This window comes from Moritella sp. PE36, from assembly GCF_000170855.1.
Classification (GTDB): Bacteria; Pseudomonadota; Gammaproteobacteria; order Enterobacterales; family Moritellaceae; genus Moritella.
In genome coordinates this window covers 24,869-39,925 of record NZ_ABCQ01000042.1, presented here as the reverse complement: position 1 = coordinate 39,925, position 15,057 = coordinate 24,869, and the positions used below count along the sequence as shown (strand labels likewise).

General features: G+C 44.1%; 12 protein-coding genes and 1 pseudogene. 11 read left to right on the top strand and 2 right to left on the bottom strand.

From position 1 onward, the window contains the following. Nucleotides 1-476 precede the first annotated feature (476 nt). Together PE36_RS25045 and PE36_RS24780 are read left to right on the top strand one after the other, a co-directional pair. A pseudogene (locus tag PE36_RS25045) lies at nt 477-1,469 on the top strand (zinc-dependent metalloprotease family protein); the annotation flags it as partial. Nucleotides 1,470-1,679: 210 nt separating this feature from the next. After that, nucleotides 1,680-2,990 carry a fibronectin type III domain-containing protein gene (locus tag PE36_RS24780; RefSeq protein ID WP_232286606.1) on the top strand — a complete coding sequence of 437 codons (1,311 nt, stop codon included), beginning with the start codon at nt 1,680-1,682 and terminating at the stop codon, nt 2,988-2,990. A gap of 145 nt (nt 2,991-3,135) precedes the next feature. On the opposite strand, the gene PE36_RS18010 is transcribed toward PE36_RS24780, so the two are convergent. Continuing rightward, on the bottom strand, nt 3,136-4,284 hold the full coding sequence (locus PE36_RS18010) for an iron-containing alcohol dehydrogenase (protein ID WP_006033493.1): 1,149 nt from the start codon (nt 4,282-4,284) through the stop codon (nt 3,136-3,138). Nucleotides 4,285-4,435: 151 nt separating this feature from the next. Here PE36_RS18010 and PE36_RS18005 point away from each other — a divergent pair, with 151 nt between their 5' ends. The 9 genes from PE36_RS18005 (at nt 4,436) to PE36_RS17965 (ending at nt 14,598) form a co-directional block, all read left to right on the top strand. After that, entirely contained in the window at nt 4,436-5,320 is an 885-nt protein-coding gene (locus PE36_RS18005) for an AraC family transcriptional regulator N-terminal domain-containing protein (RefSeq protein WP_006033492.1), read from the top strand. A 290-nt stretch (nt 5,321-5,610) separates the two neighbouring features. Beyond that, entirely contained in the window at nt 5,611-5,817 is a 207-nt protein-coding gene (locus PE36_RS18000) for a cold-shock protein (RefSeq protein ID WP_006033491.1), read from the top strand. A 396-nt stretch (nt 5,818-6,213) separates the two neighbouring features. After that, on the top strand, nt 6,214-7,173 hold the full coding sequence (locus tag PE36_RS17995; RefSeq protein ID WP_006033490.1) for a LysR family transcriptional regulator: 960 nt from the start codon (nt 6,214-6,216) through the stop codon (nt 7,171-7,173). 327 nt (nt 7,174-7,500) lie between these two features. Further along, nucleotides 7,501-8,937, top strand: coding sequence for an ethanolamine permease (gene eat / locus PE36_RS17990; RefSeq protein ID WP_006033489.1), 1,437 nt, complete (start codon nt 7,501-7,503; stop codon nt 8,935-8,937). 100 nt (nt 8,938-9,037) lie between these two features. Further along, on the top strand, nt 9,038-10,408 hold the full coding sequence (locus PE36_RS17985; RefSeq protein ID WP_006033488.1) for a glutamine synthetase family protein: 1,371 nt from the start codon (nt 9,038-9,040) through the stop codon (nt 10,406-10,408). Nucleotides 10,409-10,422: 14 nt separating this feature from the next. Beyond that, nucleotides 10,423-11,817 carry an aldehyde dehydrogenase family protein gene (locus tag PE36_RS17980; protein WP_006033487.1) on the top strand — a complete coding sequence of 465 codons (1,395 nt, stop codon included), beginning with the start codon at nt 10,423-10,425 and terminating at the stop codon, nt 11,815-11,817. A gap of 15 nt (nt 11,818-11,832) precedes the next feature. After that, nucleotides 11,833-13,002, top strand: a complete 1,170-nt coding sequence (locus PE36_RS17975; protein WP_006033486.1) for an iron-containing alcohol dehydrogenase — start codon at nt 11,833-11,835, stop codon at nt 13,000-13,002. Nucleotides 13,003-13,037: 35 nt separating this feature from the next. After that, on the top strand, nt 13,038-13,754 hold the full coding sequence (locus tag PE36_RS17970; RefSeq protein ID WP_006033485.1) for a GMP synthase: 717 nt from the start codon (nt 13,038-13,040) through the stop codon (nt 13,752-13,754). A 112-nt stretch (nt 13,755-13,866) separates the two neighbouring features. Then, the gene (locus tag PE36_RS17965) at nt 13,867-14,598 is read left to right on the top strand and encodes a GMP synthase (RefSeq protein ID WP_006033484.1); all 732 of its coding nucleotides are present in this window, start codon (nt 13,867-13,869) and stop codon (nt 14,596-14,598) included. On the opposite strand, the gene PE36_RS17960 is transcribed toward PE36_RS17965, so the two are convergent. Beyond that, on the bottom strand, nt 14,573-14,905 hold the full coding sequence (locus PE36_RS17960; RefSeq protein ID WP_006033483.1) for a YnfA family protein: 333 nt from the start codon (nt 14,903-14,905) through the stop codon (nt 14,573-14,575). The two genes, PE36_RS17965 and PE36_RS17960, sit on opposite strands and share 26 nt — an antisense overlap. Nucleotides 14,906-15,057 lie beyond the last annotated feature (152 nt).

The following is a 15,057-nucleotide window of genomic DNA, read 5'->3' as shown; positions in this document are numbered from 1 at the left end:
CTTTTCCATTTTGAGTATTCCTCTTGCTGGCTGAGTTATTAAAACGTCGTAACTTTAATGGTTTACATATATGAATTCAATCAAAATTTGCGCACTGTTTAATATCAACGCACACGGTTAATGAATGCGATGTATCGCTGATCGAATAACCAATGTTCGCCCAAGTACCGGTACTTACGCCAGTGGTAATGATAGCGTGGCTCATTAAACAAGATATTTAGACTAGCCTTAACTTAACGTTAGGCTAACAAGTTGTATACACCAAATATAACGATAAAGTTATGTTCAATAGCGAGGCAATGGAATCAATTACGATGGATATAATCTCCAATGTATGTCGAAATCGCCTTATATCTCTGTTGGGAATAAGCTTTAGACACTAACTCCGGCTGCGGTCGAAACATCGAATAATGATATTATCCGCCTGTTTTAGCTTAGATGAACAGGCTTTAACTTTACAACAAAGGTGGCGTTAAATGCATATCCAAGATCTTCGTCTTAATGGGATATTGGTTCTCATATTTTTCGGCTTATTTTTACAAGTACCCGCTGTCGCTCAGGAAAATTTGTTTGAACAGATAGGCGTTCCAAACTCTGTGGCATTACCTGAACATGCAGTTGCAGCCCAATCTGTGCGCGTGAATCGGCGTGCATTAAAGCAGGCTTCCATGCGAATTGACCTATTCGGCAGTGAGGTTATTGCAGTGCGTGAGCGGGTAGAGCGTCACAAAGCGGGTCAGTTCGTGTGGATCGGCCACCTCAACGGAAATCCGGGAGATACGGTGATTGTGACTGTGCGCGGTAACGAATTTTCTGGCTTCATTCAACGCGGTGCTGAGTTTTACCGTATTAGCATCGGACCAGCACGCCAAAGCCGATTATTGCGACTCGATATGAAAAAATTACCGATGGATGATGCTAGCGATCTTCCTGAAGGCGGTGCTATTCCAACCGCATCAGACATTACGCCAGCAGACGGTAATACCGTCCAAGACCTGTTGGTCGTTTATACACAGGCCGCTTGCACCGCTGCGGGAGGATGCTCCCAGCTCGAGGCCGACATAGTGACTGCGGTGGCCGACATCAACACGGCTTACTCGGGCAGTGGCATCAACATCACCATGAATCTAGTGGGCACCACGTTGACCGAGTATATCGAAAGTGATGCAAGTCAGGCTCTATCAGACCTCCGCGGAGCATCAGACGGTGAAATGGACGAAATTCACTTGTTGCGCGACCAGTTAGGTGCAGACATAGTGTCGCTCGTTTATGACGGAGAAGGCTGTGGTATCGGTTATCTTGGCTCTAGCGCCTCTACCTCCTTTAACGTCACCGACGAGCCCTGCCTTGTAGGGAATCGAACGATGGCACACGAAATAGGTCATAACCAAGGGGCTCATCACGACAGAACTACCGTTGGCGGTGGCAGCTCTGGCGTATACAACTACGGCTATCGTCGATGCAATGACGGTTCTGGGGATGACTTAGGTTCGCCCTACTATCGAACCGTTCTTTCATACTCGTGCGTAGGTGCACCGCGGGTCGGGCGAATTTCTAATCCCAATGTAAACTATCTTGGCGTTCCCCAGGGGGTAGATCCGGATCTAAATCCAGCAAAAGGCGCTTTCAACGCACGCGTACTCAATGAGTCGGCCAGTTATATTGCAGGCTTCCGTACCTTGTCCAGCCAAACGCCGCCGACAGCACCGAGTCTGTTAGGTGTTGTCGCTACTGGCGCTGACATGATCGACTTATCGTGGACGGACAACTCAGGCAATGAGAGTAGTTTTATCCTGCAGTCTTCACTCGATGGTGTTAATTGGTCTGATATTGCCAGCTTATCGGCCAACACGACTTCATTCACACACAATGGGCTGCTCCCAGAGACCGCTTACTTTTACCAAGTTCGGGCCGAAAACAGTGCTGGTGGCTCATGGTATTCAAACGTTGCGTCTAGCACCACCGAAGCATTGCCGCAAACTATTGAAGATATCGCTGATGGCGATGTTTTTATCAAAGGTACGGTAACTGGGACCTTCGCAACGACACATGTTGCAGGCGGTTCCTTCCAAACTATCACAGAAGAACACTCAGGCGGACCTAAACACCGTCGCAAACAATCTTATAAACACGCCTGGATATTTGATGTATTTGGCGGTGCTGGTGGCGTAATCGCGTCCATTGATGCCTGGATATCTGGCAATGAGGGTGCCCAGTTCTATTACTCCCTGGATGGTGGTACGACGCGATACTTGATGTTCACCGTCGACAACGTTGCACAAGGACCGGCGAAAACGTTCGCGTTTCCAGCTGGCGTCTCAGGTCCGATCCGTATCGAGGTGGAAGATTCCTCGCAATCTAATGGCGAATCTGTAGACAGCGTTTACGTTGATCATATTGTGCTCACCTCATATACCGAGCCAGGTTCCCCTCCACTCGCACCGTCTAGCATGACAGTGGCTAGTACAACGTCGGGGGCTGTTACGATTGAGTTTGTGGACAATGCTAATGACGAGCTCGGCTTTGGTATCTGGCGAGCGTCTTCAAACCCTGCAAATGATTGCAATGCTGGCACAGTCGTCGACATTATCGGAACCAGTAGTGGAACAGAAGGACTTGTTGAATATGTTGATACCACAGTGGTATCTAACAGCACTTATTGGTACTGGGCTAAGGCCTTCAACGGCGCAGGCGAAAACGGTGAGTGCTCTAACGTAGCGTCGGGAACCACACCTGCTGCGCCAGCTATTTCAGTCTCTATTGTTCGCACATTTAAGGTGAAAGGTGTAAAGCAGGTGGAACTGAGTTGGACGGGGGCAGGTACGGTCATGGTCGATATCGTCCGCGATGCTGAAGTCGTAGCAACGGTTGATAACAACAATGTCTACATCGATAATCTCGCTGCTAAAGGCGGCGGTTCTCATGACTATAAAATATGCGAGCAGGGAAGTACCAGCGCTTGTTCTCCGATAGGAACAGCCGTATTTTGAGCATAGACAGGAACATAGATAGGAGCATAGATGGGGTAATTTAAAGGGCTCAAGTGCGCGTTAGCAATCTACAACCCAAAAAGCCAATACCAGATTAATGGTATTGGCTTTTGCTATTAGAACGCGTTTTTATCGAGGGTGGTTATTACTTCACTGCATCTTCTAATATTTGACGAGAAACTTCCAGGGTAATCGCTTGGTTTTCACCTAGCGCAACCATGCCGTGAGTTTTAAGCTGTTTGATGATGGTATCAATCGCGGCAGCTTTATCATCGCCGTGTTCCGTTAATTCTGTTGGTAGTTGTACGCTGCGGTAGAAATTTTCTATTTCTACAATCGTACGTTCAGCGAGATCCGAAGAAGCTGCTAAGCCAAATACATTAGACCCTAATTGTTCTAGTTTAGCGCGTTTTGTTGCAATTTGATTACGCAGTAGAGATGGTTGGATGATCGATAATGAACGTGCATGATCAACATTGTATAAGGCTGTTAATTCATGACCAATCATGTGCGTTGCCCAGTCATGCGTTACGCCAGAACCAATTAAGCCATTTAGTGCTTGGTTTGCTGTCCACATCAGGTTCGAACGCCATTCGTTGTTATCTCGTTCACCGTATTGCTCAGCTAATTTTAGTAAGTTTTTAAGTAATGCTTCAGCATAACCGTCTTGAACCATCGCACCCGTTGGTTGTGTTAGATATTGCTCACAAACGTGTACCCATGCATCGACAATACCATTCACTAATTGACGCTCTGGCAATGTTTTCATTGAATCTGGATCAAGTACAGCAAACTTAGGTTGCACAGCCGGAGACATAAATGGCAGTTTAGTTTGCGTTGCTTTTTGAGTAATAACAGAACCTGAATTTGATTCAGAACCTGTTGCTGGCAATGTCAGAATTGCGCCAAGCGGGATCGCATCCGTTACTTGGTGTTTGCCAATCAAAATATCCCAACCATCACCGTCGTACTTAGCTGCTGCTGCTACGTATTTTGCACCATCAATGACAGAACCACCACCCACAGCAAGAATGTAATCAATTGCTTGTTCTTTGGCGATAACAACTGCTTTGTCTAGGGTTTCTACTGTCGGGTTTGCTTCAACACCGGGAAATTCTGTCCATGTGTGCTCTTTCAGTGCGTCAGAAACTTGGTCATAAACGCCATTTTTCTTAATAGACCCACCACCGTAAATCACAAGCACTTTTTTATCTTTTGGGATAGACGTTGCGATAGTCTCAATTTGACCTTGGCCAAAATGGATTTGAGTTGGGTTAACATAAGAGAATTTCATTGTATGTCCTTTGATTTGTATTTGTTCAATAAGTGCATATTACTATTTTAAATAGTATTAAAAAAGGCGATTTCCTCCATTTTTATTGCCTATTACTCTAATGTTGCGTATTTTAATAAATAGGTGATGACTTGATGTTTTAAGGACTACTATGAATTCTCTTGGCGATTTGATGCAAATATATGCGGATAAGTATGATCTTAATGAGTTGGAAGGCATGAAAGAAACCGCTATTCCTGGGGTGTGGTTTTATCGCAGCAGCCAAGGCAATCAGCGTCAGCCTTTTGTGTACCAGTCGGGAATAATCGTCATGGGACAAGGTCGCAAGCATATACACATAGGTAATCAGCCAGTGCATTATGGGCCTGAAGACTATCTGGTGGTTGGTGTGCCCATGCCATTGGAATGTGCAGCTTTACCTGAGAATGGCGTGCCATTGTTAGGCTTAAACATTAATGTGGATTCAACGTTGTTACACCGTTTGGTGAATGAATTGGAAGCCGCGTTTTTTGAGCATGCACCGAGAAGTAAACAAGAAACATGCGGATTAAGCTCAGTCAAAATGGCCACACCTATGCTAGACAGTTGTAAGCGTTTAATGGTGGCATTACATTCTGACCTTGATACTAAAATGCTGGGAGAGTCATTGGTAATGGAAATCGTGTATCGAGCACTTGTCGGATCAGAAGGGCATGTACTGTTTGATTTAGCACATCACGATGGGCAATACGCAAGGGTGGCGAAAGTCCTGACTAAAATGCACCAAAATTATTCAGAAGGACTCACGGTTCAATATCTAGCAGAAGAAGCTAACATGAGTGTCTCTGCATTCCATTTAGCATTTCGCAAAGTGACTTTAGAATCACCACTGCAATATTTAAAGAAAGTGCGTTTAAATAAAGCCAAAGAGCTGATCCAACTCGAAGGCTTGCGAGTGAGTGACGCCGCAAGATTAGTGGGGTATTCCAGTTCTTCGCAGTTCAGTCGTGAATTTAAGCGTCATTTTAATATGACGCCAAAAGGCAGCACTCATTAATACTGCAATTACTTGTCTTAAATAGATAAATAATTGCTTGGTCAACTTAAAATTTAGCATAAACGCTTAACTGCAAGCGTATCTTTACAGCGGTTAGCATTTTATTTCATGAATACCTTTGACTTTTATTTTAGATTCTATAGAGTGTGCCTCAGCAAGAAAGCCTTTTGTTTACATTCTCCATTTCGTTGTTTTATTCATAATACCTCGCTCTGTAGTTTTTAAGTTCCAGTTTTTTGTACGCTATTCAAGCCTATTAAGGCAAATCAAATTAAAATACAGGTATTATTATGTCTAAAGTTCAAGGTACAGTTAAGTGGTTTAACGAAGCTAAAGGTTTTGGTTTCATCGAGCAAGAAAATGGCCCAGATGTATTCGCACATTTCAGCGCAATCGCTAGCGAAGGTTTCAAAACTTTAGTTGAAGGCCAAAAAGTAGAATTCACTGTAGGCGAAGGTCAAAAAGGCCCGAATGCAGAAAACATCGTAGCTATCTAGTTTGCTATGTATTCAGTTCTGATATGAGCTGAACAAATATTAAAGAATGGTGAACCTTTGTGGGTTCGCCATTTTTTTTGCCTTTTATTCAGTACATTTTTTAGTATTATGCTCAAGCATCACTAAGTACTTCAGTTTTCATCTGACGTAACACCTACTCATCGCTCAACCATCAACATTTTCTCAAAGTGTGGTGAGGTCTTCGAAGCTGAAGCCAGCCGTAAATTATTATCCAGTGTTTTATCTTGTTTTTTCATTTTTATTAACCCATGGGCATTTTTGGCATTAAAAAACCGACTAAACAATTAATAACTAACAAAAAATCAATGTCTTATTATAACCTCATAATTCAGGTATAAAATATAATAAAAATAGTCACCACATAACAAGGAAAGTATGATGATTGGCAACTTTGGTTTTGATTTGAAGTCACTAGAGATTTTTGTGTCTACTGTTGATGCTGGTAACATGACGCTTGCAGCTGAGAAACTCGGGACTACCCAGTCTGCAGTATCACAAAACCTAGCCAATTTAGAGCGTTCTTTAGAAGCCCTGTTATTAGATCGTACGGTAAGGCCTATTGAAGTGACAACTGCAGGACGGTTTCTCTATGATCGTGCGCAGCAGATTTTAAAGCAGGCGGAAAAAACCAGCCAAGATATGCGCCAAACTCACTTCAATCATCTTAATCACGTTAATATTGCCATGGTTGATTCACTGGTTAATCCGCTCAGCTCTTCTCTGGTGACAACATTGAAAAAATATACTCACACTTGGTCTATCCACAGTGGGTTATCTCATCGCCATGCTAATGCATTGTTAGCGCGTCACGTTGATATGATTATTTCCGATGATGCCATGGAAGGTTATCCTGAATTAATGCGTTTCCCCATCTTACGAGAACCCTTTATTCTAGTGCTGCCCAAAGATCAACCTATCGATGATAAGCATTTACTTAAGTCGTTAAAAAACTTTGGCTTCATTCGTTATACTGCGGCCTCATTGATCGGTATTCGCATTGAAAACTATTTGAAACGTATCTCGCTGGAACCGCAAATCAGCCTACGCCTAGACAATACCTTTGCCATTCTATCCTCGGTTTCAGCTGGCTTAGGCTGGAGCATCACGACGCCACTTAGCTTATTTAATACCGGTATAGATATGGCTAGCATTACGTGTTTACCTTTGCCACAAGAACCTCTCTATCGCAACATTACCTTGGTTGCTCGTAACAATAAGTTATGGGAGCTACCTGAAATTATCGCTAAAGACAGCCGCAACATCCTCAACCAAGACTTTAACTGTTTCATCCACCAGCATTTGCCTTGGCTAGATGAGCAGATTCATATTGGCTAATGCAGTTCAAGCTATTCATTATTTATCTTCTATGGCCTTATATATTTTATCACCACGTTATCTCGAGGCCTAAAACTGTCATTGATTCACGAGTTCAGCTCTGAAACTTCTTTCTAAGCCATAGCGATAACAGGCTCTACACCTCATAAAATCACTAGTATTAGTTTTTCTAATTCTTCCCACCTTGGCAAATTTTATTGTGTTTGCACCTTTCTATTTTACTTCTTAGTATCTTACTCAGGCCAAGTAGATGGCCTCATCAAGGATGTAATGATGAAGTAGTTTTATAAATATTTATCGAAACTAGATGCTCAATAAGGAAATGAAATGTCAAATAATAATGAATCTGGGGTAGTTACTTACAATGAGGTCTCTGCCGATTATCTCGATAATCGACAACTGAAAAAAGGCGTAGCAGGTTGGGTCTTACTCGCTAGTTTAGGGGTGTCATATGTTATCTCTGGCGATTTTGCTGGTTGGAACTTTGGCCTTGCTCAAGGTGGTTTTGGCGGTATGCTGATTGCTACTGTATTAATGGGCATCATGTACACTTTTATGGTGTTTGGTTTAGCTGAGCTCTCTTCATCCTTACCAACTGCAGGCGGTGGTTATAGTTTTGCTCGTCGTGCTATGGGTCCTTGGGGCGGTTTCTTAACGGGAACAGCTATCTTATTAGAATACTCGATTGCTCCAGCGGCGATTGCAGTATTCATTGGCGCTTATGTCAACTCGATTTTCGGTATTGATGGTCCACTGGTTTATGCCGGATGTTATATTGCCTTCATCGGTATTCACTTACTTGGCGCGGGTGAAGCACTGAAAATCATGATGTGTATTACCGGTGTTGCAGTGATTGCATTATTGGTTTTTGCACTCGGTCTTATTCCACATTTCGATGTTAACAACTTACTTGATATCGCCGTCAATACAGAAGCGGCTGGCGCAACGCCTTTCCTACCAGAAGGTTATATCGGTATTTGGAGTGCTATTCCATTTGCAATCTGGTTATTTCTTGCTGTTGAAGGTGTGCCACTCGCTGCAGAAGAAACCACTAATCCGGGACGTGATATGCCACGCGGTATTATCACAGCGATGGTTATCTTATTAATCTTCGCGTTTGGCGTATTATTTTTAGCACCGGGTGTTGCTGGTTCTGAAATGATGAAAGATCACGGCGCGCCTTTAGTTGGTGCTCTACAAGTTGTATATGGTGAGAATTCATCGATTGCTACTTTCGTTAATATCGTCGGGTTATTTGGTCTAATCGCGAGTTTCTTCTCGATCATCTATGCCTATTCGCGTCAAGTATTCGCTTTATCTCGTGCTGGTTACTTACCCCGTTTCTTATCGATAACGGGTGAACGTAAAGTACCAACAATGGCATTGATCATTCCGGGTATTATCGGCTTCTTACTTTCGCTAACTGGCGAAGGCGATCTGATGATCACCATGGCAGTATTTGGGGCAACAATTTCTTACGCGCTAATGATGCTGTCCCACATTATCTTACGTTTCAAAGAGCCTAATTTAGAGCGTCCTTACCGTACTCCTGGTGGCATATTTACGACAGGTATTGCGTTTATTTTATCAATCGTAGCATTTGCGAGTACTTTCCTTGTGAGCCTCGAAGCTGCGATGTGGGCTGGGATCTTCTACGCAATTTTAGTTGCATACTTTGCTTTCTACAGCCGCCATCACCTTGTCGGTAAAGTGCCTGACGAAGAGTTTGCCGCGATTGCGCAGGCGGAGTCTGAACTAAGCTAAACTTTTATTATCAGACGAATAATCTGTCTCGACTGCTTGTCACGATTGTTCGTCACTATTAAACATAGCCGAAATAGGCTCTGTAATATAAGGATGTATTATGCTCAACCCAAGAGAAGTAAAGACCGTTGCCGATGCAAAACATATTATCGAACAACGTGGTCTAAGCCATGTAAAAGTGGGCCTGTTTGATGCCGACGGTATCATGCGTGGTAAGTATATGAGTAAAGAGAAATTCTTCTCTTCTCTCGATAGTGGTTTTGCCTTTTGTGATGTGGTTTTAGGCTGGGATTCAAAAGATCAGCTTTACGATAATGTGGAATTCACGGGTTGGCATACTGGTTATCCCGATGCACCCGTACGCATTTTACCTGAGACTTGTCGTAATCTGCCTGCCGAAGGCGATATGTTGTTATTCATTGCCGAGTTTAGCGACCATGCCGAAGCGGTTTGTCCTCGGGGCACGTTACGCCGCGTATTAGAGCGTGCCGACCGTATGGGCTTTGATGTCACCGCCGCATTCGAATATGAATTTTTCATGTTTAAAGAAACGCCTGAATCAGTGCGAGAAAAAGGCTATAAAAATCTAACGCCACTTACCCCAGGTTTCTTTGGCTACTCTATGCTCCGTAATTCAGTACACGCCGATTTACATCATCAAATCATGGCTCTAGGTGAAGAGATGGACTTCCCAATAGAGGGGTTGCACACCGAAACTGGACCTGGTGTATTAGAAGCTGCGATCGCTCATGATGGCGCGAAAGAGGCGGCAGATAAGGCTGCATTATTCAAAACTTTTATTAAAGTTTGGGCACAACGCAATGGATTGATGGCCACCTTCATGGCGAAATGGTCAAGCGATTGGCCGGGACAAAGTGGTCACATTCATATTTCTTTAAAAGACAAAAACGGCAAGGCAGTGTTCCACGATCCCAATAATGCGTACAACATGAGTGATACGCAACGTCACTTTCTTGCTGGGCAACAAAAATACATGCCTGAGTTTTTAGCGATGATCGCACCAACAGTAAATAGTTATAGCCGCATGGTCCCGGGGTTATGGGCACCGCTCGATGCCACTTGGGGCGTAGAAAACCGTACCACAGCACTGCGGGTTATTCCGGGGTCGGAGAAATCACAGCGTATTGAGTACCGCCTAGGCTCTGCCGATGCTAACCCTTATCTTGCACTCGCTGCGGCATTAGCGTCTGGTCTGATGGGCATAGAGCAGAAACTAGAACCATACGCGCAAGTGAAAGGTAATGCGTATGATCAAGACCATCCCGAAGCGCTATCGCTACCACGCACACTGTTTGATGCTGCGCGTAAATTAAAACGTTCTGAAGTCGCTAAAGAATTATTCGGCCATGAATTTGTTCAGCATTATGCCGCTACCCGTGAGTGGGAAGAACGTGAATTTAGAAAACACGTGTCAGATTGGGAATTAGAACGTTATTTTGAGATCATCTAGGGAGCATACCGATAATGAATATCACAAGCCATATACAACAAACACGTTCACCAATAGATAACTCTATCTACGTTGAGCGTCATCTAGCCAGCAGTGAAGAGATTAATAATACCTTACAGAAGGCGGTTACAGCCCAAGCTAATTGGCGTCAGGTTGTTCTGAAAGAACGTGCTGCGATTTGCCATAAAATGGTTGATGTCTTTATGGCAAATGAAGATGAAATTGCGCATGAATTATGCTGGATGATGGGACGGCCGATTCAATATGCCCGCGGTGAAGTCGCAGGTTTAGTTGAGCGTGCACGTTACATGATCGACGCTGCGGATGATGCCTTGGCGAGTATTTTACTGCCAGAAAAAACAGGCTTCCAGCGTTACATTAAACGCGAAGCAGTAGGGTCTGCTTTTGTTGTAGCACCGTGGAATTATCCTTATTTAACGGCTATCAATGCCATTATGCCTGCGATCATGGCGGGGAACAGTGTGGTATTGAAACATTCCGCACAGACGCCATTATGCGCAGAGCAATTATTCAATGCCTTTCAAAAAGCCGGTTTACCGGATGGCGTATTCCAATATTTACATCTAAGCCATGCCGATACGGAAGCGGTAATCAAGGATAGTCGCATTGATTACGTGGCTTTCACTGGGTCAGTGGCGGGTGGTGCTATGGTTGAAAGAGCCAGCAGCGGACGTTTTATTGGCGTCGGTTTAGAGCTCGGTGGTAAAGATCCAGCTTATGTTCGTGCTGATGCCGATATTGATAATGCGGTAGCCACGTGTATTGATGGTGCATTTTTCAATTCTGGACAATCTTGCTGTGGTATCGAACGTATCTATGTAGATAGCAGTGTGTTTGACGAATTTGTACGTAAGTCTGTCGAAATCGTTAAAGGTTATCAGCTTGGTCGTTCTGATGATGAGAGCACCACATTAGGGCCAGTTGTAAAAGCGTCTGCGGCTGATTTTGTGCGTTCGCAAATACAAGATGCAATTTCGAAAGGGGCTATTGCGCATATAGATGCAGCTGATTTTCCGCTGGATGAAGTCGGAACGCCTTATCTGGCCCCGCAACTATTAACCAATGTTAACCACCAAATGCGGGTCATGACTGAAGAAAGTTTTGGTCCTGTCGTTGGCATTATGAAAGTCGACAGTGATGAAGAAGCAATTTCGTTAATGAATGATTCTGAGTTTGGTCTCACTGCATCGGTATTTACTCAAGATATCGACACCGCAGTCGCTATTGGCGAGCAATTAGAAACAGGGACTTTTTTTGTTAATCGTTGTGACTACCTCGATCCCGCGCTGGCCTGGACGGGGGTTAAGAACTCTGGACGAGGCTGTACTTTATCAGCATTAGGTTATGAGTCACTAACACGACCAAAATCATTCCACATTAAGCTTTAGTGAGAGGGAGATAAAATGGAACTTAATCAATTTACTGCTAATTGGAATTATCCCACTGCCATTCGTGCAGGTATTGGCCGCATTCAAGATTTACCGGCTACTTGCCAAGAATTGGGCATGACATCGCCTTTATTAATTACCGATCCAGGTCTAGCTGACTTACCTATGGTGCAAGCCGCGTTAGCCAGCTGCAAACAAGCAGGTTTAAGATGCAATATTTTTTCACAGATTAAAGGTAACCCAACAGGTGAAAATGTCACCGACGGGGTCAGTGCCTACTGGCGAGGCGAGCATGATGGTGTCATCGCATTTGGTGGCGGATCTGCACTTGATGCTGCTAAAGCTGTGGCCTTGATGGTTGGACAAGAACTGCCTATTTGGGATTTTGAAGATGTGGGCGACAACTGGTTAAACGTACGCACTGAGGGAATGGCACCTGTTGTCGCGGTGCCAACAACATCAGGCACAGGGTCTGAGGTGGGGCGCGCCTCGGTGATCACGGATCATGAAAATCACATTAAGCGCATTATTTTTCATCCTAATATGTTACCTGCTATCGTGATTTTAGATCCACAGCTCAGCGTCGGTTTACCCGCTAAGTTAACCGCTGCCACTGGGATGGATGCATTATCTCACGCCTTAGAAGCGTATTGTGCTAATTACTATCATCCTATGGCGGAAGGCATTGCCTTGGAATCGATTCGTCTGATTAAAGAGTATTTACCGCGTGCAGTTAAAGATGGTAACGATCTCGAAGCAAGGGCCCAAATGATGACCGCTTCGACTATGGGTTCAACCGCTTTCCAACGTGGTCTTGGCGGTATGCATGCGCTCGCTCATCCTATCGGTGCGCTTTACGATAGTCATCATGGTTTATTGAACGCTATCTTAATGCCTTATGTATTAAAGGCCAATCGTAGTGCCATTGAGGCGAAGTTAACCCGCTTAAGCAGTTACCTAGAGCTGGAAGATGCTGGCTTTGACAGTTTCTTAAATTGGGTATTAACGCTACGCCAACAACTTGATATTCCGCATGCCTTAAGCGCGATTGGCATTGACGCTGAACGCGTAACCGAAATCGGTGCAATGGCTGAACAGGATCCATCTGCAGGCGGTAATCCAATTGCATTTGATGCGCAGCAATACGCCGCTATTTTCCAGTCTGCGGTATACGGTGAACTGTAAATGATAGCAATAACCGCATCAATGGAGGCAAGGTTATGAAATTAGGTATTCTACAATGTGACCATGTACAAAACAGTTTACAGCCCGATTTTGGTGATTATCCCGCTATGTTTGAGGCGCTATTCAAGCAAACGGGTGAAGCATTAGAACTTCATTTTTATCCTGTGATTGATGGTCATTTTCCACAACATGTTGACGAATGTGATGCTTACATCAGCAGTGGCAGTAAATGGGGGGTTAACGATGAGCAACCTTGGATCCGCCAACTGGAAGACTTTATTCGTGAGCTTTATGCTGCGGGTAAAGGCTTTGTCGGTATTTGTTTTGGCCATCAGCTAATTGCCAAAGCTCTCGGTGGTGAAGTAGAAAAAAGCCCACTTGGCTGGGGGGTAGGTGTGGCTCACTCTAATTTGCTAGCCGAGCGAACTTGGATGCAACCGCAGCAAGATAATATCGCGCTCGTCGTTAGCCATCAAGATCAGATCTGCAAGCTACCTCTTGGCGCACAAGTGTTGATGGGCAATGATTTTTGTCCTTATAGCATGTTCCAAGTTGATTCTCATTTTCTTGGCTTACAAGGACATCCTGAGTTTAGTGCGCAATATTCTGCGGCACTTATGGATATACGCCGCGATAGGATCCCTGTCGATACTATCGACTCGGCAATGGATTCACTCAATTATCAAGCAGATGATATGCTTACCACCAAGTGGATTTTGGCATTTTTAAGGCAAACTCTGACTACTGGTTAGTAGCCAAAATGAAGTTGTTAATAAAAACCCCTCGATTAGTTTAATCGGGGGGTAATTACATAAATAACCGCACCAATAACCGCACCAATAACCGTAATATGGAGGTAAGGTGATGAAACTCGGTATTCTACAATGTGACGATGTACGAAGTAGTTTGCAGTCTGATTTTGGTAATTATGCCGCTATGTTTGAGGCGCTATTCCAGAAAATTGATGAAGCATTAGAACTTCGTTTTTATCTGGTGATTGATGGTCAGTTTCCACAACATATTGATGAATGTGACGCTTACATTTGCAGTGGTAGTAAATGGGGGGTTAACGATGAGGATCCTTGGATCCGCGAACTGGAGGACTTTATTCGTGCGCTTTATACCAAGGGTAAAGGCTTGGTCGGTATTTGCTTTGGTCATCAACTCATCGCGAAAGCACTGGGCGGGGAAGTTGAAAAATGCCCACTTGGTTGGGGAGTCGGTATTGCTCATGCTAATGTGTTAGTTGAGCCAAGCTGGATGCAGCCGAAGCAAGATAATATCGCGATCGTCGTTTGTCATCAAGATCAAGTCTGTAAATTACCCCGTCGTGCAACCGTATTGATGAGCAATAATTTCTGCCCTTATAGTATGTTCCAAGTGGATGCTCATTTTCTTGGTTTACAAGGACACCCGGAGTTTACTGCGCAATATTCTGCAGTACTGATGGATCAGCGTCGCGATATTATTCCTGCTGATACGATCAACTCAGCGATGGCGTCACTCAGCTATCAAGCCGATGATAAGCTCATCACCAAGTGGATCTTGGCTTTTTTAAGGCAAACTCTGGTTACGAGGCCCTTGGTGCGAACATAATAATAGCCATACCAACAAGCGCTATTGAAGCGCCAATCATATCCCACATCGTTGGTTTAATACCATCAACTCCCCAGAGCCATAGTATGGCCACGAAAATGTAGACACCACCATATGCCGCATACACACGGCCTGCCGCTTCGGGGTGCAGTGACAGCAGCCATGCAAACAGCGCTAGGCTTGCTGCAGCAGGGATCAGCAGTAATATACTCTTATCTTGCTTAAGCCAAAGATAAGGTAAGTAACAGCCAATGATTTCAGCAATAGCTGTAATGAAGAAAAGTGCGATGGTTTTTAATTCAAACATGATACTCGTTTATTTTTCGTTTAACGCTTAATAACACGTTTATTACTATTACGCAAAAATACCTGAAACTGACGAATCGGATAAGTAGAATCTATGGTTTTTTCAATCATTTTCAACTTGCTCAATTGCAAGGGGGATTTTACAAACACTGA